General features: G+C 72.0%; 9 protein-coding genes. 3 read left to right on the top strand and 6 right to left on the bottom strand.

All coding sequences use genetic code 11. From position 1 onward, the window contains the following. Nucleotides 1–11 precede the first annotated feature (11 nt). The gene (locus tag ACGFZP_RS20025; protein WP_392934521.1) at nucleotides 12–2900 is read right to left on the bottom strand and encodes an FAD-binding and (Fe-S)-binding domain-containing protein; all 2889 of its coding nucleotides are present in this window, start codon (nucleotides 2898–2900) and stop codon (nucleotides 12–14) included. A 128-nt stretch (nucleotides 2901–3028) separates the two neighbouring features. Here ACGFZP_RS20025 and ACGFZP_RS20030 point away from each other — a divergent pair, with 128 nt between their 5' ends. Continuing rightward, the gene (locus ACGFZP_RS20030) at nucleotides 3029–3655 is read left to right on the top strand and encodes a hypothetical protein (RefSeq protein ID WP_392934524.1); all 627 of its coding nucleotides are present in this window, start codon (nucleotides 3029–3031) and stop codon (nucleotides 3653–3655) included. Nucleotides 3656–3735: 80 nt separating this feature from the next. Here ACGFZP_RS20030 and ACGFZP_RS20035 read toward each other — a convergent pair whose 3' ends face one another. Together ACGFZP_RS20035 and ACGFZP_RS20040 are read right to left on the bottom strand one after the other, a co-directional pair. After that, nucleotides 3736–4770 carry a glycosyltransferase family 2 protein gene (locus ACGFZP_RS20035; protein WP_392934526.1) on the bottom strand — a complete coding sequence of 345 codons (1035 nt, stop codon included), beginning with the start codon at nucleotides 4768–4770 and terminating at the stop codon, nucleotides 3736–3738. 214 nt (nucleotides 4771–4984) lie between these two features. Beyond that, entirely contained in the window at nucleotides 4985–8791 is a 3807-nt protein-coding gene (locus ACGFZP_RS20040) for a ricin-type beta-trefoil lectin domain protein (protein WP_392934528.1), read from the bottom strand. A gap of 614 nt (nucleotides 8792–9405) precedes the next feature. Between ACGFZP_RS20040 and ACGFZP_RS20045 the strand changes: the two genes are divergently transcribed. Together ACGFZP_RS20045 and ACGFZP_RS20050 are read left to right on the top strand one after the other, a co-directional pair. Continuing rightward, nucleotides 9406–17508, top strand: coding sequence for a ricin-type beta-trefoil lectin domain protein (locus tag ACGFZP_RS20045; RefSeq protein WP_392934531.1), 8103 nt, complete (start codon nucleotides 9406–9408; stop codon nucleotides 17506–17508). A gap of 91 nt (nucleotides 17509–17599) precedes the next feature. Beyond that, nucleotides 17600–18346: a hypothetical protein gene (locus ACGFZP_RS20050; RefSeq protein WP_392934532.1), complete on the top strand. Its 747-nt coding sequence runs from the start codon at nucleotides 17600–17602 to the stop codon at nucleotides 18344–18346. Between the two features lie 177 nt (nucleotides 18347–18523). Here ACGFZP_RS20050 and ACGFZP_RS20055 read toward each other — a convergent pair whose 3' ends face one another. From ACGFZP_RS20055 to ACGFZP_RS20065, 3 genes are all read right to left on the bottom strand, one after another. Further along, nucleotides 18524–19204 carry a transglycosylase SLT domain-containing protein gene (locus ACGFZP_RS20055; protein WP_392934535.1) on the bottom strand — a complete coding sequence of 227 codons (681 nt, stop codon included), beginning with the start codon at nucleotides 19202–19204 and terminating at the stop codon, nucleotides 18524–18526. 556 nt (nucleotides 19205–19760) lie between these two features. After that, nucleotides 19761–20744 (bottom strand): EI24 domain-containing protein, encoded by a 984-nt coding sequence (locus ACGFZP_RS20060; protein WP_392934537.1) that lies wholly within the window; start codon nucleotides 20742–20744, stop codon nucleotides 19761–19763. A gap of 171 nt (nucleotides 20745–20915) precedes the next feature. Beyond that, complete coding sequence (locus ACGFZP_RS20065; protein ID WP_392934540.1) at nucleotides 20916–22406, bottom strand: amino acid permease; 1491 nt, start codon at nucleotides 22404–22406, stop codon at nucleotides 20916–20918. Nucleotides 22407–22608 lie beyond the last annotated feature (202 nt).

The raw sequence follows: 22608 nt of genomic DNA on the forward strand, positions 1-22608 counted from the left end.
GAGCGCTGCCACTACCGCGCCTCGCGCAGCGCCCGCTGGATCAGCTCCGCGAGGTGCAGGGCCTGGCGGCCCTCGGCGAGTTGGGAGATCTGGGTGCGGCAGCTGAAGCCGTCCGCCAGCAGGACGGTGTCGGGGGCGGCGGCGCGGACCTCCGGGAGCAGGACGCGCTCGGCGATGGCGGCGGAGACCTCGTAGTGCCCCTGCTCGAAGCCGAAGTTGCCGGCCAGCCCGCAGCAGCCGGAGTCGAGCACCCGGTTGTGCAGCCCCAGCCGGGCCTCGACGCGGCGGTCGGCGGCGGTGCCGAGCACGGCGTGCTGGTGGCAGTGGGTCTGCGTGACGGCGTCGACCGGGAGGTGCGGGAGCGGGGCGTCCGGCGCGTACTCGTCGACGAACTCGGCGAAGGTGCGGGTGCGTTCGGCGAGCGGGCCGCCGTCGGGGCCGAGCAGGCGGGGCAGGTCCTCGCGCAGGGTGGCGGTGCAGCTCGGGTCCATGCCGACGACCGGGGTGTCGGCGGGCAGCCCGGTGGCGGCCAGCGCGCGCAGGCTGCGGCGCACCACCCTTCGGGCGGTGCCGAGTTGGCCGGTGGAGTACCAGGTCAGCCCGCAGCAGACCGGCCCGTCCGGGAGCCGGACGTCGAATCCCAGGTGCTCCAGCACCTCCACCGCGGCGCGCAGTACGTTCGGCTGGAGGTGGTCCGAGAAGGTGTCCGGCCAGAGCAGGACGGGCCGGGCGCCGGGCGGCGCCGGGTGCGCGGCCCGGTGGCGGCGGTACCAGCGGCTGAAGGTCTCCGGCGGGAAGACCGGGACCACCCGCCGCCGGTCCACCCCGCCGAGCCGCTTGAGCAGCCCGGCGGCGGGCGAGCGGGCGATCAGGTTGGCGGCGCCGGGGGCCAGCGCGACGGCCCGCAGCCAGAGCGGCAGCCAGCCCATCGAGTAGTGCGCGACGGGCCGTAGCCGGTGCCGGTAGTGCTGGTGGAGGAACTCGGTCTTGTAGGCGGCCATGTCGACGTGGACGGGGCAGTCGCTCGCGCAGCCCTTGCAGCCGAGGCAGAGGTCCAGCGACTCCCGGACCTCCGGCGAGCGCCAGCCGTCCGGGACGGCCTCGCCGCGCAGCATCTCGGCGAGCAGCCGGGCCCGGCCCCGGGTGGAGTGGCGCTCCTCGCCGGTGGCCATGTAGCTGGGGCACATCACCCCGGTGCTGGTGTCCACGCACTTGGCGACGCCCACGCAGCGGTGCACCGCCTTCAGCAGGCTGCCGTCGTCGCGCTCGTACGGCAGAGCGAGCGGTAGTTCGCGGACCGGTCCGGAGAAGCGCAGGTCGGCGTCGAGCGGGCGCGGGTCGACCAGTGCGCCGGGGTTGAGCAGCCGCTCCGGATCCCAGATCTGTTTGAACTCCCCGAAGAGGTCGATGATTTCGGGGCGGTACATCCGGGGCAGCAGCTCGGCCCGGGCCTGGCCGTCGCCGTGCTCGCCGGACAGCGAGCCGCCGTAGGAGACCGCGAGGTCGGCGGCCTGCTCCATGAACTCCCGGAAGACCGGCAGGCCTTGGGGCCCGCTGAGGGGGAAGTCGATCCGCAGGTGGACGCAGCCCTCGCCGAAGTGGCCGTACGGGATGCCGTGCAGGCCGTGGCGGCGCAGCAGGGCCCGCAGGTCGCGCAGGTAGTCGCCGAGCCGCTCGGGCGGGACGGCGGAGTCCTCCCAGCCGGGCCAGGCCTCCCCGCCGCCGGGCAGCCGGGTGACGATCCCGGCGCCGGCCTCGCGGACGGCCCAGAGCTGCCGCTGCTGGTCCGGGTCGGTGACCACCGAGACCGTGGCGGTGCGCTCGCGCCGTACCGCGTCGGCGAGCTGGCGGGCGGCGTCCAGCGCCTCGGCCCCGGTGGCGCCGCCGGTCTCCAGGAACAGCCAGCAGGCGCCGTCGGGCAGCCGGTCCAGGGCGGGCGGGCGCGGGCCGGCGGCGACCAGTGCGGCGACCAGGTCCGCGGCCATGCCCTCGACGGTCAGCGGGCGCAGTGGCAGCAGCGCGGGGACGGCATCGGCCGCGGCGCTCTCGTCCGGGTAGCCGGCCACCACCAGGGCGCGGGCGGCCGGCTCCTCGACCAGCCGGACGGTGGCGCCGAGCAGCAGCGCGCAGGTGCCCTCGGTGCCGGTGAGTGCGCGGGCGAGGTGGTGGCCGCGCTCGGGGAGCAGGGCGTCCAGCGGGTAGCCGGAGGTGCGGCGCGGCAGTTCGGGCATGCCCTGGCGGATCACGGCCAGGTTCCGGTCGGTGAACGCCTGGAGGGAGCGGTGGAGTTCACCCGCCCGGCCGGGGAGTGCGCGGAGCGCGGCGCGCTCCGCGGGGGCGAGCGCGCCGCCGACGGTGAGCTCGGTGCCGTCGGCGAGCAGCAGCTCCAGGGTCTCGACGTTGTCGGAGGTCCGCCCCCAGGCCACCGAGTGCGCACCGCAGGAGTCGTTGCCGATCATGCCGCCGAGGGTGCAGCGGCTGTGCGTGGACGGGTCGGGTCCGAACCGCAGGCCGTGCCGGCGGGCGGCGCGCTGGAGGTCGTCCAGGACGGCTCCGGGCTCGACCCGGGCGGTCCGCCGCTCCGGGTCCACGTCCAGCACCGCGCCCAGGTACCGGCGGAAGTCAAGGATCACGGCACCCGGGCCGATCGCCTGCCCGCCGATGCTCGTCCCGGCGCCGCGCGCCACCACCGGTGTGCCGTACTGGCGGCAGAGCGCGAGGGCGGTGCGGACATCGTCCAGGTCGGCCGGTTTGACCACCCCGAGCGGCAGGTGGCGGTAGTTGGAGGCGTCGTGGCTGTACACGGTGCGCTCGGCGGCGCCGAAGCGCACGTCCCCGTGCAGGGCGGCGGCCAGCTCGCGGGCGAGGTCGGCACCGGCGGCGGCGGAGGGGCGGCTCACGTGGGTCCTCCCGGAGGCGGGGCGGGGTGTCCTTCGTACCGCCGCCGATCATCCCAGCCGGGCGGGCCGGCCGTCTCGGGCCACCCGGTGTACGCCCGACGAGGTGTCATATGGCACCCTCGACTGCCATGATCACTGACTCCTCGGCCGGCGACGCGGCCGAGCCCGGCCGCTTCCTCGCCCGGCTGCCGATCGGCGAGCGGCCGCCGCTGCGCGCCGACGGCGCCCACTCCTGGGACATCTTCCCGTACGACGGCGACCTCCTGATCAAGGTGCTGGACGAGCCCGAGCTGCCCGAGCCGCCCCGGCACGGCGAGGGCGGACCGGACTCCTGCGGGCAGTGCGCCCGCCCGGACGAGGACTTCCTCTGGACGGACGCGCACTGGCGGCTGAGCGCCCCGCAGGCCTCCTCCGGGCTGCCCGCCGTCGTGCTGCTCCAGCCCCGCGCCCACCACGACCTGCTGGACCTCCCGGCCGAGCGGGCCGCCGAGCTCGGCGCGATGCTCCAGCGGGTCGAGGCGGCGCTGATGTCGCTCGGCGGGATCGCCCGGGTGCACGTCAACAAGTGGGGCGACGGCGCCTCGCACCTGCACTTCTGGCTGATGGCCAGGCCCGAGGGCATGATGCAGCTGCGCGGCTCCACCCTCGCGCTGTGGATGGACGCCCTGCCGCCCGCCCCCGCCGAGGAGTGGGCCGACACCGCCCGCCGGGTCGCGGCCGCGATGGCCGCCGACGGGGGCACCGCCCACGTGTAGCGCCCGGCGGGGGCGGTCCGGTAACAGCTGGTCCGGCGGGGGCGGCCCGGCGAGAACCGTCCGGGGAGAGCGGCCCGCCGTCAGACCGAGGCCTTGCGGCGGGCCGTGCCGGTCAGGGTCCCGCGGGCGATGTGCGAGAGCTTGGCCATCTCGAAGGCCGGGTAGGCGCCCCCGGCGAGCAGCGAGAACTTCACGCCCTCGCGCCCGCCCGGCCGCCGGTGCCCGGCCGGCTGGAAGCGGCGGTGGTGCTCGGCGGCGCGGTGGAAGAACTGCGGGCGCTCGGCGCGGGCCACGCACCCGGCCAGGTCGAAGACGAACAGGTAGTGCCGGATCATCCGGATGAACAGGGCGTCCCGGGCGGCCGCCGAACCGGGCCGCTCGGCCGCGAGCTCGTCCAGCAGGGCGAAGCTCCGCTCGTACTGGTCGAAGATGTCGAACCGGCTGCTGCCGGGCGAGCCGGCCGGGTGGACGGTCTCCCGGCGCCGCAGCTGGACGCAGGCGCGCGGCAGGACGGCGATCCGCCCGGCGGCCAGCAGCGCCCGGTGGGCGAGCGGGATCTCCTCGTACCGGCCGTCGGGGAAGGCGAGCCCCGCGTCCTGCCAGAACCCGCGGCGCAGCAGCCGGTCCCAGGCCAGCGCGGGGGCGCCGAACAGCTCGGGGCGCTCCAGCGGCCCGAACGCCTCGGGCCCGGCCTCGGCCAGCAGCGACTCCGCGCCGCCCGGCCAGTCGCGCCCGCCGTGCTGCCGGGTGTGCCCGAAGAGCAGGAGGTCCACCGGCCCGGTCCGGTCGAGCCGGTCGGCGAGCGACCGGAGGCCGTCCCGGGGGAGCAGGTGGTCGGCGTCCAGGAACAGCAGGTACTCGCCGCGGGCCCGCGCGGCGCCCGCGTTGCGGCTGACGCCCACGCCGACGGCCGCGTTGAGGTGCAGTACGGAGACCCGCGGGTGCCGGGCCGCGTACGCGTCGACGAGGTCGGCCGGGGTGTCCGGGGAGCGGTCCGCGACCACGATGACCTCGAAGTCGCGGAAGGACTGGGCGAGGAGGGAGTCCAGGCAGTCCGTCAGCTGTTTCTGCTGGTCGTAGGCGGGGAGTACGACGCTGATCAGGGGTGAGGGCATGAGGCCGGAGCGTAGGAGCGCCCGCGGGGGGTGGCAAAGCCCTGACGGTCTGTGATTGCGGTCAAGCCCGGCAAATCACCTCCGTGTACGCCATATCTTCACCCCGTGCACCAGTCGCGTGCACGTCAGACGGCCGGCGAGGGCGGGCGGGCCCGGACGAGCCGTGGGCCCGCAGCACACGAAGCGCTGCGGGCCCACGGAGCGGTGCGGTGGATCAGGCGGTGTTGACGGTGAGGTTCCAGAGCTGGTTCCGGTGGCCCTCCATGCAGTCCCAGAGGCCGAGCGACCGGCCGTTGGCCGCGTCCCAGCCGGGGATCTCCAGGCAGCGGTTGGAGTTGGGGTTGTACAGGCTGCCGTCGCTGCGCAGGGTCCACTGCTGGCCCGGCTCGCCCAGGCAGTCCAGGATGGCGACGGACGCGCCGTTCCTGACCTCGTTGTCACGGACGCCGACGCAGTACTGGCCGGTGCGGAGCGTCCCGTCGGGGGCGAAGTTGAACTTCTGGCTCGCCCCGTTCCAGCAGCTGTAGAGCGCCAGGTCGTGTCCGAGCCACGGCCCGTAGTTGTCGAGGCACATGCCGCCGTCGTAGGCGGAGCGGACGTGGTAGCCGGTGGGCCGGTTCGGCACACCGAGCGTGATCGGGGTGCCGAAGCGGGCCAGCCCGTTCTCGGCCGCCACACCCGGGACCTGGCTGAGCCGGCCGTCCGCGCCGGTGGCGTAGAGGTCGGGGAAGCCGTCGCCGTGGACGTCGCCCGGCGACTCCAGACCGGGGTACTCGGCACTGGTGAAGCCGGGGGTGAGCGCGGCCTGCGGGGTGAGCTGCTCGGCCGCGCCCGCGCCGTCCCACTTCTGGCTGACGTCGTCGGCGCAGTCCCAGATGATCAGCTGGTTGCCCGGGGTGTTCAGGCCCTCGGGGACGCCCAGGCAGCGCCCGGACACCGGGTTGCGCAGGGTGCCGGCGATGGTGCCGGCCTCCCACTTCTGGTTCCCGCCGCCGGTGCAGTCCCAGAGCACGACGTTGGAACCGTTCTCGGTTCCCTCGCCCTGGATGTCGAGGCACTTCCCGAGGACGTGCACCAGGCCGTCCGCGCCCAGCGTGAACTGCTGGTTGGGGCTGCCGGCGCCGCAGTTCCACAGGAAGGCCGTGGTGCCGTTCGAGGTCCAGCCGTGGTCGATGTCGGCGCACATGCCGACGCCTTCCGCGTTCTTGACGCCGGAGACCAGCGGGCGGTGGACCGGGGCGTGGAGGGTGCCGGTGGGCTTTCCCTCGGCGTCGAAGGCCAGCGGGTAGCTGAGGATCGCGCCGGTGACGTTGTCGCGGGCCCACAGGGTGGGGGTGCCGCCTACGGTACCGGGGGTGAGCAGGGTGACCTTGGACCAGTCGCCGTCACCGAGGGTGACGCCCGGTTCCAGGCGGCAGCCGCCGGTGTAGTTGCCGACGTAGAACCGCAGGAGGTTGTTCTCCACGGTGACCACGTTGGCCAGCTTGCGCGGGTTGCCGTAACTGCCGGGGGAGACGAGCTGGGTGACGTTGTTCCAGGTGCCGTCGATTCCGCTCGGGCAGGTGCCGGCCGCGCCGAGCGGCATGAAGTTCCCGAGGCTGAAGTGGCCCGGAGTGCCGGCGGGGACGGAGGAGGCGTCGTTGAGGTAGGCGTAGAGCTTGTGGGTGCCCTTGTTGTAGGCGATCAGGTCGTCGACGCTGCCCTCGGTGACGGAACCGCGGTGGGCGATGAGGTAGTTGTTCCAGCTGTCGTGCTCGGGGCTCTGGCTCTTGGCCGAGGACACGACGGGTGCGGCCGTGACGTCCGCGTTGCCGGGCAGCAGGGTGAGGTTGCCCTGGGAGTCGGGGGCCAGGAAGTCGGGCGTGCCGTCGTCGTTCACGTCACCCGGGGCGACCTTGTTGTCCGGGTTCCAGGGCGCGTAGAAGTCGTAGACCGCGGCATCGGGCTGGGTGTTGCCCGCTCCGTCGACGGCCCGGACGTACAGCCGGTGGGTGCCCCACTGGTCGCGCGGCAGGTTGATCGGGATCTCCGCGACGGCGGTGCCGTCGGCGTCGGGGGAGGCCTCCTTGAAGTTGGCACCCACCGGCGGGATGTTGTCGTCCAGCGAGTACTGGAAGCCGCGCACGCCGCTCTTGATGCACGAGCCGCGGGTGCAGCCGCCGGGGGTCGGGTCGTTGCTGCTGACCGTGATGCCCACACCCTGGTCACCGGCGTGGGCGGTGGGCTTCAGCCCGCTGCCCAGCGGCGGGAAGGACTGCAGCGGGGTGAACTGCGCGAGGGACGGCGGGGTGAGGTCCACGTTGAAGTAGCAGTACCCCGACCCGGGGCTGTCGAGCAGGCCGTCGGAGGCCCAGGCGTTCCAGCCGTACTGGTGCCCGTCGGAGACCCGGCCGCCGATGTTGGCCCGGCCCCAGCCGTAGGAGCCGAAGGGCTCGCTGGCCACCCAGGTGGCGTCTTTGGGGTTGCCGTTGCCGTCGTCGACCATGTTGTCCCAGGTGTGGAAGCCGACCACCAGGTTGTTGCCGGACATCGGCGTCGAGGCATACGCGTTGAGCGTGATGTTCGAGGTGTCGCCCGCCAGGGTGGTCATGCCGATCCAGCCGGGCTCGCCTCCGCCGCAGGCCGTGCTACTCGGGTTCTGCGAGCCCGGGTTGGTGTACAACGCGTCGGGGGTGTTCGGGGCGATGTCGTACTTGGCCTGGATGTACGGGTTCTTGTTGAAGCGCATGAACCCGTAGTTGCCGGCGGAGCGGGACTCGTCGCCGAACAGGCCGAGCGTCCACTGCTGGATCCCGCCCTGGGCGACCTCCCGGATGGCACCGGTCACGGTGAAGTTCACCGGCTGCTGGTTGCAGTAGGCGCTCTTGGGCCGCTGGGTCTGGAGGTCCTGGTGGATCTGCGGCTGGTGGAGCCAGTCCGTTCCGGTGCCGATGGCGTCCTTCATCCACTTCAGGGTGACGGGCGCGGTGGCGTTGTTGCAGTCGTGGTTGGCGCCGTACGTCTCGTAGAAGTAGGCCGTGGCCTCGTCGATGTACATCCGGCTGTCCAGCGCCGAGGTGTTGAACTCGAAGTACGAGCGCTCCATGCCGAAGCAGTTGTCCTGGTACTGCTGGTAGCCGACGCCCTGCCCCTTGGGCTGCTCCTTGTCGAGCTGGGAGCCGGGCGAGGGGCAGCCCTCCATGACCTGGACGAAGTGGTTGGTGCCCATCGGCGCGGTGGGCGTGAACGTCGGGTCGATGTACAGGGGCCAGGCGGTGTCGTGGCCGGCGAGCAGCCCGGCGTCGGGGGTGAGCGTCAGCGCGCCGTCGTCGGCCTTCACACCGATCGGGCGGATCTTCGCGTTGTCCCCGGGACCGTCGGTGGAGGACAGCTGGGCACCGCCCGCGACGGGCTGTGCGGGCGCCTCGGCCTGCGCGGGCGCCTCGGCCGCGCCGGGGGCCGACTTGGCGGCGCGGCCCTCGGGCCTGCCCGCCGCGGGACCGGCGGTCGCCGAGTCCCACATCACCGGCGTCGGCGCGCTGAACACCGCGGTGCCGTCGGCCGCCCGGGCCGTCAGCGTGCCGGTCTGGTCGGCGGAGACGCTGAGGTCCTTCGCCGAGGTGGCCAGCCGCAGCGACGCGAGCTGCGGGTTGGCGGCGGCCTTGGCGTCCTTCACCACCAGGACCTCGCGCACCGCGCCCTGGTCGGTGACGTCGACCTGGAGGTCCACGCCCGGCAGCACCTCCGGGTACCGGGCGCCGGCCCCGTTCACGGTCGGCACGGGAAGCGCGACCGGGAAGGTGAGGGCCAGGCTGCGGCCGGCCTTGTCGGTCAGCGTGGCCAGCGGTCCGGTGCCGCCGCCGGAGAGCGCCACGCCCGACGGGGTGGCCTTGGGCGACCAGCTGCCGTCCTGGTTGCGGGCGAGGTCGGCGTCGACCGGCGTCCAGGCGTCGTTCTTCTTGACCCGGGCGGCCTGCAGATGGGTCGTCAGGGTCAGCTTGCCGTCCGGTTCGGCGACGGTCAGCGAGGACTCGGTGGTCAACTCGTCGACGGTGACTGGCTTTCCGGTGCTCTTGGCCTTGAGCCTGGCAGCCTGGACCGGGCCGCCCGGCGGCGGAGTCGGCAATGCCTCGGGCCGGGTGTTCTGCGCCGGTTTGACGGCGAATGGCCGGTCGTCGGCGAATGCCGGTCCGGCAGTTCCCACAACAAGTCCACCAACAGCGGATATCAGTGCCAGACGGTGCGTCAGTCTACGTGTGCGGCTTTGCCGGACACGACGGGGTTCCCCCACGAATGGTCCCTTTCAGGGTGGTTCGACCGGCCCGGACCCGGTTGCGTGGCGAACGTCACACGGTGGGTCAGGAACCGGCCGCGGAGAGGCAGGTTCGAGCGGTTGAGCAGCGAAGGACCGGTATTGGGGCTCGCGCCGCACCGGTCGATCGCGGGCAGGCTATTGCGCGGTTCGTGCCCGTGACAATACGGTTCCGGCGACCACGCACGATCGCCCGGGAAATCACTGACTCCGAGGCGACGGGTATTCATAGGCTGTTATAAAACGGGGGGTTGACGGTGCGCGCGAGGCTGCGCTGGTTCGGTTCCGATCATCCGGAGCGCGGCTTTCGGCGAAGGGTGGTGACGGTCGCTGCCTTTACTGCGGTGCTGTCGCTCCTGGTGCCGATGGCGGGCGCCGAGGTCGTCGGCGGATACCACTACGACTACGACGAGAAGACCTGGCCCGCGGACCCGCTGCAGCAGCTGCCCAAGGTCCAGGGGCACAACGCGGACGGGACCGGCCGGGTCGAGGCCAAGCCTCAGGCGGGCGCGCGCGAGCTGACGGCCCGCAAGCCGAGCCCCGCGCAGTGGCCGGCCGAGGCCACCGCCACCGTCAACCTGGGCGGGACGGCCGCGAAGTCCGGGTCCGCGCCCGCCGGTAAGCCCGCGAGTGGGCAGGCCCCGGTGCGGGCCGGTGCCACACCTGTCCTGGTCGGCACCGCGGCGCCCGAGCAACTCGGCGCCCAGGCCCGCGACATCGTCGGCTCGGAGGCGCCGGTGAGCGCGCCGTCCTCGGTCGAGGTGAAGGTCGCCGACCGGGCCAAGGCCCAGTCGGCCGGCGTGGACGGCCTGCTCGTCGGGCTGTCGCGCGCCGACAGTCGCACCGAGGCCGGAAGCGTCGCGGTGTCCCTGGACTACGGCGCGATCGCCCAGGCCTACGGCGGCGGTTGGGCCTCCCGGCTGCGGCTGGTGGCCATGCCCTCCTGTGCCCTGACGACACCTCAGGTAGAGGCCTGCCGCCAGCAGGTGCCGGTGGAGTACCAGAACGACCCGGTCGGCCGGAAGCTGACCGGCACGGTCGCGATCCCGGCTGCGGGCGGATCGGGCGGCGCCGCCGCGGGTGCGAAGGCGTTCGCCGCCCCCGCGTCGGGCGTGCAGGCCGCGTCGTCGCTCGCGCTCGCGGCGGTGGCGGACGTCGGCGGCTCCCAGGGCTCCTACGGGGCCACCTCGCTCTCGGCCTCCGGAAGCTGGTCCCAGACGGCGTCGGGCGCCTTCACCTACAGCTACCCGGTGCCGCTGCCGCCCTCGCTGGCCGGCCCGGTGCCCTCGGTGGCACTGAGCTACAACTCCCAGGCCGTCGACGGCGAGACCTCGGCCCGCAACTCGCAGGCCTCGTGGATCGGTGACGGCTGGTCGTACAGCCCCGGCTTCATCGAGCGCTCCTACAAGAGCTGCGGCAACGCCGGTATCGACGGCTCCGCCGACCACTGCTGGAGCGGCTGGAGCGCCACCATGTCGCTCGGCTCGCACTCGGGCGAGCTGATCCGCGACGCCAACGGCGTGTACCACCTGGAGTCGGACGACGGCACCCGGATCGAACGACTGACCGGCGCCGCCAACGACCTGTGGGAGGGCGAGTACTTCAAGGTCACCACGACCGACGGCACCGCCTACTACCTCGGTCTCAACCACGCGCCCGGCACTGCCTCCGACACCGCCACCAACAGTGCCTGGGGCGTGCCGGTCTACCACCCGAACAGCGGCGACCCGTGCTACACGGCGGCCAAGGGCAAGGCGTCACAGTGTGACAAGCAGCCCGGCTACCGCTTCAACATCGACTTCGTGGTCGACCCGCAGGGCAACCTGCAGCGCTACGACTGGGTGAACGAGGCCAACTACTACAGCATGGGCTACGGCCAGGCGGCCAAGGCCGGCGGCTACGGCTCCCTGCAGAAGTACACCCGGGCCGGCTACCTGACGGGCATCTCCTACGGCTACAAGCTCGCCGACGCCACCGCGGGCCGGGAGCCGTCCTCGCGGGTCACCTTCGGCACCGCCCAGCGTTGCGTCGTTTCCGACGACGTCTGCAAGGCGTCGAACCTGAACGCCTCGACGGCGGGCAACTGGCCGGACGTCCCCTACGACCTCGGCTGCCAGGAGGGCTGGCCGACCAGCGGGACCGGACCGAACGTCTGCAGGATCGCCTCGCCGACCTTCTGGTCCACCGTCCGGCTGAACCGCATCACCACCGAGATCCGCACCGCCGCAGGCTGGAAGAGCGTCGACCAGTACGACCTGAAGCACCTCTACTCCGAGGCCGGCGCGACCCTCGACCCCGTCACCAACAGTGAAGGGGACACCAAGAACGCCGGCTCCCTCCAGTCGGTGCTGTGGCTCTCCGAGATCAGCCACACCGGCCTGGACACCAGTGCCGGCGACCACGAGCAGACGGCCACCCTCGACCCGGTGACCTTCAAGGGCATCGAGGTCGACAACCGCGTGGACGGCCCGACGCCGGCCGCACCCCCGCTGTACCGGCCCCGGATATCCGGCATCCAGACCGACACCGGCTCCTTCGTCGCGGTCTCCTACCGCGACCAGGAGTGCTCCCGGAACAAGGGCACCATGCCGGCCTCGGCCGACAGCAACAAGCTGGCCTGCTTCCCGGTGTACTGGACCACGCCCGGCGGTGGCGAGCCCATCGCGGACTGGTTCCACAAGACCCTGGTCGCCAAGGTCACCGTCTCCGACCTGACCAAGGCCGCGTCGCCCGCGCAGTCCACCTCGTACACCTACGGCGAGGAGGGCGAGGGCGCGGCCTGGCACCGCGACGACTCCGACCAGACCGACGACCGGTTCCGCACCTGGAACGACTTCCGCGGCTACCGCACCGTCACCACCACCACCGGTGCTGCCCCGGACGCGATCACCCGGAGCACGTCCACCTACTTCCGGGGCATGAACGGGGACTACCTGGCCAACGGCACCACCAAGCGGCAGGTCTCCTGGAAGAACTCCGTCGACCAGGACGCGGTCGACGACAACCCCCTGCTGGCCGGCATGGCGCAGGAGACCACGACCTACACCAAGTCCGCGAACGGCACGGCCGTCGCGAAGGCCGTCCCCGACGTGCCGACCACCGTCGAGACGGCCTCGAAGGCCCGCACGGCCTGGGCCTCCAAGAAGACCACCCTCCCGCCCGACCCGCCCCGGACGCTGTCCACCCTGCCGCCCCTCACCGCGCAGCGGGTCAAGACGACAGGCAGCCGGGAACTGTCGCTGCTGTCCGACAGCCAGACCTGGCGGACGACCCGCACGAGCACGGACTACGACGACCTCGGGCGCCAGTCCAAGGTCCACGACAAGGGTGACGTCTCGGTGCCCGCCCAGGAGACCTGCACGACGGTCACCTACGCGGACCCGCCCACCGCCAACCCGATGATGCTGATCTACCCCAAGGAGAGCGTCAGCGTCGCCGGCCCGTGCGGCACGGCCGAGAGCGCCGACCGGACGATCGGCCACAAGCGGTACGTCTACGACGGCAACGGCGACGTCGCCAACCCGGGCGCGGTCGGCGTGCTCGGACAGAACGGCACCTCGCTGGGCCTGCTCACCGCCACCCAGTCCGTGAAGTCCTACGACGGCTCGGGCCAGCCGGTCTTCCAGACCCAGGGCGCGCAGAGCCACGACCAGTACGGCCGCGTCGTCCGCGACGTGGACGCCGCGGGAACCGTCACCACCACCGCCTACACCCCGGCCGCCGGCATCCTGGCCACCGAGCTGTCCTCGACCAACGCCCTGGGGTGGACGGGCAGGAGCGTCATCGCACCCGCCCGCGGCCTGGTCACCCGGGCCGTCGACGTCAACGGGCGGATCACCGACTCCGCCTACGACGCCCTCGGCCGCCGCACCAAGGTGTGGACGCCCGGACGCAACAAGGACGACGGCAAGAGCGCCGACCGGACCTTCGAGTACGCGGTGCACGGCAAGGGTGAGAAGCCGGACGTCTCCAGCATCACCACCAGGACGCTGCGCGAGAACGAGACCTACAGCACCTCGGTCGCGATCTACGACGGAATGCTGCAGGCCAGGCAGAACCAGTCCACGCCGGCCAACAACTCCGAGGGACGACTGGTCAGTTCGGTCCGGTACGACAGCCACGGCTGGCCGGTCATCACCATCCCCACCTGGTCGGACCCGACCACCGCCCCCGGCTCCACCCTGTTCGAGGAGACCGAGAACACCCTGCCGTCCGAGCAGGTCACGGTCTACGACGGGCTCGGCCGCCCGACCGCCCAGCAGCTGTACGCCAAGGCCAGCCTGCTGTGGCAGTCCACCACGGCCTACCCGGGCGCCGACCGGGTCGACTCCACCCCGCCGAACGGCGGGACGGCGACCACCACGTTCACCAACGCGCTCGGGCAGACGACCTCCTCGGTCGTGCACGGCGGCCCCGGCATCGGTGACGTCACCACCAGCTACAGCTACAAGCCCGGCGGCGAGGTGTCCGCCATCTCCGACACCGTCGGCAACACCTGGTCGTACGGCTACGACCTGCGGGGCAACCGGATCTCCCAGACCGACCCCGGCAGCGGCACCTCCACCGTCGCCTACGACGACCTCGGGCGCGTCGCGACCAGCACGGACGGCCGCGGCCGCTCGATCTCCTTCACCTACGACCTCCTCGGCCGGGTCACCGGGCGGTACGACGGCACGAGCACGGCCGACCCGGCCAAGCTCCTCGCCTCCTCCACCTACGACACCCTGGCCAAGGGCTACCCGACCTCGACCACCCGCTACGACGGCGGCGCCTCGGGCAACCAGTACGTGCAGAAGGTGAACGGCTACAACACCGCCTACCAGCCCACCGGCACCACCACGACCATCCCGGCGTCCGAGGGCAGGCTGGCGGGCGACTACACGTCCAGTGCCGCCTACACCCCCAACGTGGGCCTGCTGGCCTCCATCGGCTACAACGCCGACGGCGGCCTGCCCGCCGAGAGCCTCGGCTTCGGCTACAACGTCCAGGGCAAGCTGCTCCAGAGCGGCACGGCGAACACCCCGCTGCTCGACCTGGCCAGCTACAACCCCCGCGGCCAGCTGCTCCAGTCCACCTACGGCAAGGCCGGCGGCCTGCTGCGGACCAAGCAGACCTACGACGACGCCACCGGCCGACTGACCACCAACCGGGTCAGCCTCCAGACCGGCGACGCCAACCCGGTCTCCGCGAAGACCTACGGCTACGACGAGGCCGGCAACCTCACCAACGTCGCGGAGCTGCAGTCCTCCGGCAGCACCGACCAGGCCTTCGACGTCCAGTGCTACCGCTACGACGGGCTGAACCGCCTGGCCGAGGCCTGGACCGACACCTGGGGTGTCAGCAAGGAGACCGCAGGACAGCTCTCGCACTGCAACAACCCCAACCCCGGTCCGTCGGCCATCGGCGGCCCGGCCCCCTACTGGCAGAGCTGGCAGCACAACCTGCTCGGTGACCGCACCCAGCAGGTCAAGCACGACATCACCGGCGACACCTCACGCGACATCACCCAGACCATCACCTACCCCGGCGGCGGCCGCACCCCGGCGGCCAAGCCGAACAGCGCCACCACCGTCACCACCTCCAGCGGTCCGGCGACCAGCACGGTGACCTCCGCGGTGCCGAACGGCTCCACGTCCAACTGCCTGGACGTCAACGGTGCATGGACCGCCGACGGCACCGCCGTCCAGGTCTACACCTGCAACGGCTCCGGTGCGCAGAAGTGGACCAGGGGCGCCGACGGCACCCTGCGGGCCCTCGGCAAGTGCGCCGGCCCGGCCGGCAACTGGCCCGGCGCCGCGATCGAGCTGCGGACCTGCGACGGCGGCGACCTCCAGCAGTGGCAGGACGGCGCGAACGGCGCGCTGCTCAACACCGGTGCGAACCTCTGCCTCGACCTGCCGGCGTGGAACGCCACCCCGGGCACCCAGGTCGCGCTCTGGTACTGCAACGGCCAGGGCAACCAGCAGTGGCCGGTCAGCACCAACGCCCCCACCGGTCCGTCCTCCAACGCGACCCTGACCCCGCAGTACGACCAGGCCGGCAACACCACCTCCCGGGCGGGCACCAACAGCGGCACCATCGCCTCCGGCCTGGCGACCGGCACCACCCCGCTCTGCCTGGACGTCGACCACGCCTGGGACGCCGACGGCACGGGGATCTTCTCCTTCACCTGCAACGGCGGTACCGGGCAGCAGTGGACGGCCGGCACCGACGGCACGCTCAGGGCAGTCGGCAAGTGCCTGCGCCCGGTCGGCGGCTCCGGCGGCAGCAACACCCAGCTGGAACTGTGGACCTGTGACGGCAGCGCCGGCCAGGAGTGGCGCCCCGGCGCCGGTGGCACGCTGGTCAACCCGGCCTCGGGCCTGTGCATCGACATCCCCGGCGCCACCACCGAGCCCGTCACCCGGGTCATCCTGTGGACCTGCGCGCCGGGCAGCCCCAACCAGAAGTGGGACTCCGCCGAGGGCACCCCGGCCCCCGGCACCACCCAGTCCTTCACCTACAACGCCGAGGGCCTCACCGAGACCGTCACCACCCCCAGCGGTGGCGTCAACCGGACGGCGACCTACCTCTACGACGCCAACGGCGGCCTGCTGATCCATCGCGGCCCCGACAGCACCGTCCTCTACCTGTTCGGCGGCGAGGAGCAGCTGACCCTCGACCGGGCCACCGACACGGTCTCGGGTACGCGCTACTACAACAACCCCGACGGCACCGTCATCGTCCGCTCCAGCAGCGGAGCCCTGACCTACCAGCCGACCGACCTCCAGGGCACGTCCGGCCTGGAGATCGACGGCACCACCAAGGCCGTCACCCGGCGCGCCTTCGACCCCTACGGCAACCCGCGCGGCACCGCCCCGCAGTCCTGGGCCGACAACCACGGCTACCTGGGCAAGCCCGCCGACGCCACCAGCGGCCTCAACCTGCTGGGCGCCCGCAACTACGACCCCGCCCTCGGCCGCTTCCTCAGCGTCGACCCGGTCCTGATGGCCGGCGATCCCAACCAGATGGGCGGCTACGCCTACGGCAACAACAACCCGGTCAACCTGAGCGACCCGAACGGCCTCTGGCCCAGCTGCGGCTGGTGCAAGAAGGCGGGCAAGTTCGTCGCCGGCGCCGTCGACAGCGCCATCGGCTGGGCCGTGGAGAACAGCCCGTACGTGGCGATGAACAACGCCGCGAACGAGATGAGCAAGGAGGCCGGGGTCCCGCTCTTCGGGACCACCCACTACATCGAGCCGACCTCGCACCCCGTGGCGGACATCTTCGGGATCGCGCACGACGACCCATACTACGTCGCGGGCGAGATCGTCGAGACCGTCGTCGAGATCGCGGTGGACGGAGTCGGACTCGTCAAGGCCGGCGTGAAGGGCGTCCGGCTGGCGACCAAGGCCATCAAGGACGCGGGCGGCATCCGCAAGGCCGCCGGCAAACTCCTGCCGAAGAGCAGCCCCAAGCCCTCCGGCCCGAAGGGCGGCTCCTCCGGGCCGAGCACTCCCCACCAGGAGCCCGCGGCCCCGAAGGTCCACCAGGCCGACCCCAAGGCGCCGGCCACCCCCAAGACCGACCCCTCCCCGCCGCACGGTACGACCTGCAGCTTCACGCCCGAGACCCCGGTCCTGATGGCCGACGGCAGCAGCAAGGCGATCGGCGACATCAAGACCGGTGACCTCGTCCAGGCCGCCGACCAGGAGACCGCCACCGAGCAGGGCGCCCGCGCCGTCACCGCCACGCTCGTCCACGAGGACAAGGAGCTGATCGACCTCACGGTCCGGACGGAGTCCGGCGCCGAGAGCACCGTCCACACCACCGCCGAGCACCCGTTCTGGGACGACACCACCCACACCTGGGTCCCCGCGGCCGACCTCACCGAGGGCCACGCCCTCAAGACCACCACCGGCGCCCCCGTCCGCATCACCGCCGTGCGCCCCTTCTCCGGCGCCCAGCAGATGTACAACCTGACGGTCGCCCAGCTCCACACCTACTATGTGCTGGTCGGCACCACCCCGGTCCTGGTCCACAACGAGTGCCCCGATCCCCATGTGTGGGAGCCGTTCCGCGAGGGCGTCGACCACGAACCCCAGGGGGTCCTTCCTGCGGGCGAAGGGCTTGCGAAGGGGGCCCCGCTCACGGAGGGCACCTACACCTTCATCGTCCGCCGGGATGGTTCCCTGCGCGCACTGGACGACGAGACGATGGCGGATTTCGATGCAGGGCACACCTCCCTGGCTGACCGTCAAGGAGTGATCATGGCAGGAACGTTCGAAGTGGACGTCGAAGGCGCGATCTCCCATATCATCAACTTCTCCGGTCACTACCGTCCCGACAAGAACATGCCAGGTCTCACGCTGCTGGAAATCAGCCAAAGGGCGTTCCGGCGGCATGGCTGGGACTTCAACGAGAGTGTCTGGGAGTACTACAAGGGGCCCACTCGGCGATTGTTCTGAGGGTGGATTCCGCTGGGGCGGCCTCTGCAGAGGCCGCCCCAGCAAGTTTCAGACGGCCGAACGGCCTTGTCTTTCGATGTGGCGGTGGCAAATGGAAATTCCCGAGCTCCCAGACCGTGACGTGCTCCTGGAGCGACTCATCCGGAGTCCGGTCGCGGGTCTCCGACAGGGCGACGGCGGCCCAGCGGGTCAGCTGGAGAGTCTCCTCGAGGGACAGCCTCCGGCGAAGGAATTCCTCGGTCAGTTGGCGGATCGGACCGGGCTGCGCCGTGATGACCTCTTCCTCGTCGCCGGTCTCCCCCTCGAGGGAGAGGCACTGAGCTTCGACGAGAGGTCGGGACGTGAGCTCCCGAGGCTGGTGCAGAGTGCACTCGCCCTGCCCGCGGTCCACCGGCAGCGAGTGCGCGACCATGCTCGGTCCCTCTCGGGGGTGCCGCGGACGTACTCCCCCAGGAAGGAGCGCGCCTATGAGCAGTACCCTCCCGGAGTCGGTTCCCTCCTCGTGCGGATGCTCGCCCTCCGCAATCTGAGGTTGGTGTCCGCGGCCCAGGTCATGGCCTATATGTCCGGTGTCTACGTGGCGGGTGCGACCATCGGGTCCGTGGGGCATGGAACGAGGCAGCTCGATGCCGAGCTTCTCACGGGCTTTGCCGCCGTACTCGGAGTGCCGTTCGGAACCCTTGAGGCGCTGACGGGAATTCACCGCCCGCCAGGTTCGCTCCGTGACCTTCCGCCGGAGGTGGCGGACACGGCTGCGCTTCTGTGGGATGTCCGGCACTTGGGGGTGGAGCAGGTGCTGGAGGTCTTGGCGCTGGCAAAATCGTTTGGCCTCGACTGAGGCAGGGCGGGCACCGCCGGGTGGTGAGGGCGGTCGCCGAGCGCCGATGTAGATCCATCTCCGCGCCATGAGCAGGTCGTCGAGGTGGTTGCCAGGGGGCGGGAAAGACTGTGTGCCGTGGTCGACCAGGTCGACCACGGCACAGAACCTGGGGGCTCAAGTAGCCCGATTTTCGGCTTAGTACCAGTGGTGGCTCTGCCAGAAGGCCCAGGCGCCGCAGGGGCTGCCGTAGCGGGAGTTCATGTAGTCGAGGCCCCACTTGATCTGGGTGGCGGGGTTGGTGCGCCAGTCGGAGCCGGCGGAGGCCATCTTGGTGCCGGGGAGGGCCTGGACCAGGCCGTAGGCGCCGGAGGAGGCGTTGACGGCGAGCGGGTTCCAGCTGCTCTCGTGGGACACGATGTTGCTGAAGCACTGCAGCTGGCCGGCCGGGACGATCTGGGCGGCGATCTCGCGCGGGCTGCCCGAGTAGGTGGGCTTGGCGTTGAGCGCGGGGCGCTCCTGCGAGCGGGAGGCGGCGGCCTCGGCGTCGGCCTTCGCCCTGGCGTCCGCCTGGGCCTTCGCCTCGGCCTCGGCCTGCGCCTGGGCGGCGGCCTGGGCCTGCGCGGCGGCAGCGACGGCGTCCGCCTCGGCCTGCGCCTGCGTGGCCGCAGCAGCAGCCGCAGCCGCGGCGTCCGGCTGGGCCTGCTCCGCCGCTGCGACCGGCTGACCGTCCACGGAGACGCCGGCCGCCGGGGCGGCCGTCGGGGCGACGGCGTCGGCGCTCTGCGGGATGGCGAGGGCGGCGGTGGCCGCACTCGCCACCACGAGGGTGGTGATGCCGGTGATCAGGGAGTTGCGGCGGGCATGGCTGAGCTGCATGGAGCGGACGATCCTTTTCCGTCGGGGCCGTGCCGGGAGCGCGGGGCGTCCGGAGCACGGGCTCGGGGGAGCAGGCCCGCAGTGCCGTCTGGGACGGCCATGCACCCCGGCCGGTGAGGGCGGGGCGGGCGGGATGCGCGGTGGACGGGCCGGTCCGCGCTGCCTGGCGACTGGACATTCTTTGCAGAGCCCGGAGCGCGCGGCAAAGGCGCCCGCTACTACCGCCGGTAGTGGCCACGGCGGCGCGAACGCCGAAGCGCCCGGCCTGGGCCGGGCGCTTTGTGGTGATTTGACCGATCCTCGGCCGGATCCGGCCCGCCGCCATCGATCGGGAGGCGGAAACGCGGTGGTGGCCTGCGGTGTTCGGGGCCGGTGGGCCGCACCCCGACGGGCCGGGCCCGGGTGGGTCGCTCCCCGCCGCCCGCCGGGAGGCGGGCCCCGACGAGCCGACAACTATCGAGGACAGTAGTAGCCGAACCCCCTGTGGGCGGCCTCACAGCCGCCGCCGCCCGTGGTCGACGCAGCGTGACCGGCCGATCACGGCGGTGCGGGTGGGTCAGCCGCGCCGGTACGGATTCTGCTCGGCAGGGGCCTGCGGCTGGGCGTAGGGATTGCCGTCGTAAGGGTTGGCGGCGTACGGGTGCGCGGTCTGCGGCCCGCCCGCGTACGGATTGCCGGGGGCCGGCTGCTGCCCGTAGGCGCCGCCGTAGGAGGCCACGTCCGGCACCGGGGGCTGCCCGTCCTCGTCCGGACGTCCATCGGGCCCTTCGCCCTCCGCCGAGTCCGCGTCCGAGTCCGCGTCCTCGACCGGGACGAGGTCGCGGGCCAGCAGGGTCGCCCCGGCCACCGCGCCGGGCATGGCGAGAACGGTCACGAAGGGGATCAGGAACCCCAGGATCAGCGGCACGCCGAAGCCCAGCGCCAGCCCCAGCCGGGCCCGCAGCAGGCGGATCCGCTCGCGCTGCGGCACCCCGCGCCGCTGGAGGCCGACCGCGGTCAGCTCGACCGAGAGGAAGAACCCGGACACCAGGAACCCGGCCACCGGCACCAGCGTCTGCCCGACCACCGGGATGAACCCGCAGGCGAACAGCAGGATGCCGAAGCCGAGGACCCGGACCAGGACGTACAGGCTGTCCCGCGCCGAGATCCACAGCTCCCGCCAGAGCGGGACCTCCGGTGGGGTGGGCGCGCCGCCCTCGGTCTCGTCGACCTTCTCGCAGAGCGACTCGTAGAAGGGCTGGCCGACCAGCAGGGTGACCGCGGTGAAGGTGATCACCGAGATCAGCAGTCCGCCGCCGAAGACGATCGCGGCGAGCGCGGTGCGCAGCATGCCCTGCCAGGGGGAGCCCCAGTCGTCCGCGAAGGGCGTGACCCACTCGGCGAGGTCCTCCGACCAGCCGCCGAGGAACACCAGCGCGACCACGTACCCCGCCAGGGTGATCAGCGCGGGCAGCATCCCGAACGCCCACCAGCGGCCGTGCCGCCCCACCCATTTCTGGCCCTTGGCCAGATACCCCATCCCCGCCACAAGATCTCGCATAGGGGGAAAGGGTAGGGGCTGCCGGTCGGCAGGTCATATCCGTCCCGTCATGATCCGGTACCGAAGCCGGACCGCCCGACCGCCCGACCGGCGGCCGGGAAACGACACCGGGCCCGGGAGCCTCCGCAACGGCTCCCGGGCCCGGCGTCCGTGGACGGCGGTGCCGACGGCTCAGGCAGCCGCCTCCGCCGCCCGGCGGCGGCGGCCCACCACGGCCGCCGCCGTCAGGACGATCGCCGCGGCGACCAGCGAAAGGTACATCTGCTGGCGCCCGTCGGCGTCGGTGAACATGTACGCCATCACGAAGCCGATCATGCCGATGGCCGTCCAGGTCAGGTACGGGTACAGCCACATCCGCACGGTCAGGCGCTCCGGCTGCTCACGCTCGATGATCTTGCGCGTCCGCAGCTGGGAGAAGCAGATCACGAGCCAGACGAACAGCGCCACCGCGCCCGAGGAGTTGAGCAGGAAGGAGAAGACGGTGTTGGGCGAGGTGTAGTTGAAGAACACCGCCACGAAGCCGAAGACCACCGAGGAGAGGATCGCGACCCGCGGCACGCCGCGCTTGGTCACGGTGGCGAAGGCCTTGGGGGCGTCGCCGCGCTGGCCGAGCGAGAAGGCCATCCGGGAGGCGGTGTACATGCCGGAGTTGAGGCAGGAGAGCACGGCCGTCAGCACGATCACGTCCATCGCCTGGCCGGCGCCGGGGATCCCGACGTGCTCCAGCACCGCGACGTACGGGCTGCCCTTGACGGCGGCGGAGTCCCACGGCAGCAGGGTCACGACCAGCAGGATCGAGCCCAGGTAGAAGATCCCGATGCGCCAGATCACGCTGTTGGTGGCCTTGCTCACGGCCTTCTCCGGGTCCTCGGACTCGCCGGCGGCCAGGGTGACGATCTCGCTGCCCATGAAGGCGAAGACGACGGTCAGCATGCCGGTGAACACCGCGCCCACCCCGTGCGGCAGGAAGCCGCCGTGGTCGAGGAGGTTCTCCGTGCCGACCGCGTGGGTGCCGGGGAGCAGGCCGAACGCGGCCAGGATGCCGATCACCAGGAAGGCGGCGATCGCCACCACCTTGATGCCCGCGAACCAGAACTCGAACTCGCCGTAGGAGGCGACCGAGAACAGGTTGGTCGCGGTGAGCACGGCCATCACGATCAGGGCGAACGCCCACTGGGGCACGCCGGGCATCCAGTTGTTGAGGATCTTCGCGCCGGCGGTGGCCTCCACCGCGAGCACCACGACCCAGAAGAACCAGTACAGCCAGCCGATGGAGAACCCGGCCCAGCGGCCGAGCGCCCGGTCCGCGTACGCGGAGAACGAGCCGCTCTGCGGGTCGGCCGCGGCCATCTCGCCGAGCATCCGCATGACCAGCACGACCAGCACGCCGGCCAGCGTGTAGGACAGCAGGATGCCGGGCCCGGTGGACGCGATGCCCGCGCCGGAGCCGACGAACAGGCCCGCGCCGATCACGCCGCCGATGGCGATCATCGACAGGTGCCGGTTCTTGAGCCCGGGCTTGAGGTGGGCGTCGCCGCCCTGGCCGTGCTGCCCGGCGCTGCCGCTCGGGCCGACCGTGCCGGTGGTGCCGGTCGCGCCGTGCTGCCGAGGGACGGCGTCGGACGGCGGCGATCCGGCCGAGGTGGTGGTTTCCGCACTCATGGAGGGTGTGCCCTGTGCCTTTCCAGCGCGGCTTGCCCTCGGCTCGTACGCCGGAGGGTGGGGGACGGACCCGCGCAATGCGGTGCAACTTAACTTCTACCTACGAGTATCGGAACAAGGCCTCGGAAACTGTCCGCTCAGCGGACACAAAAGGCCTGGTCAGAGCGGGTGCAGCGGGATCCCGGAAAGCTCAAATCTGATG

The sequence above is a fragment of the Kitasatospora sp. NPDC048239 genome (assembly GCF_043202015.1).
Lineage (GTDB): Bacteria > Actinomycetota > Actinomycetes > Streptomycetales > Streptomycetaceae > Kitasatospora.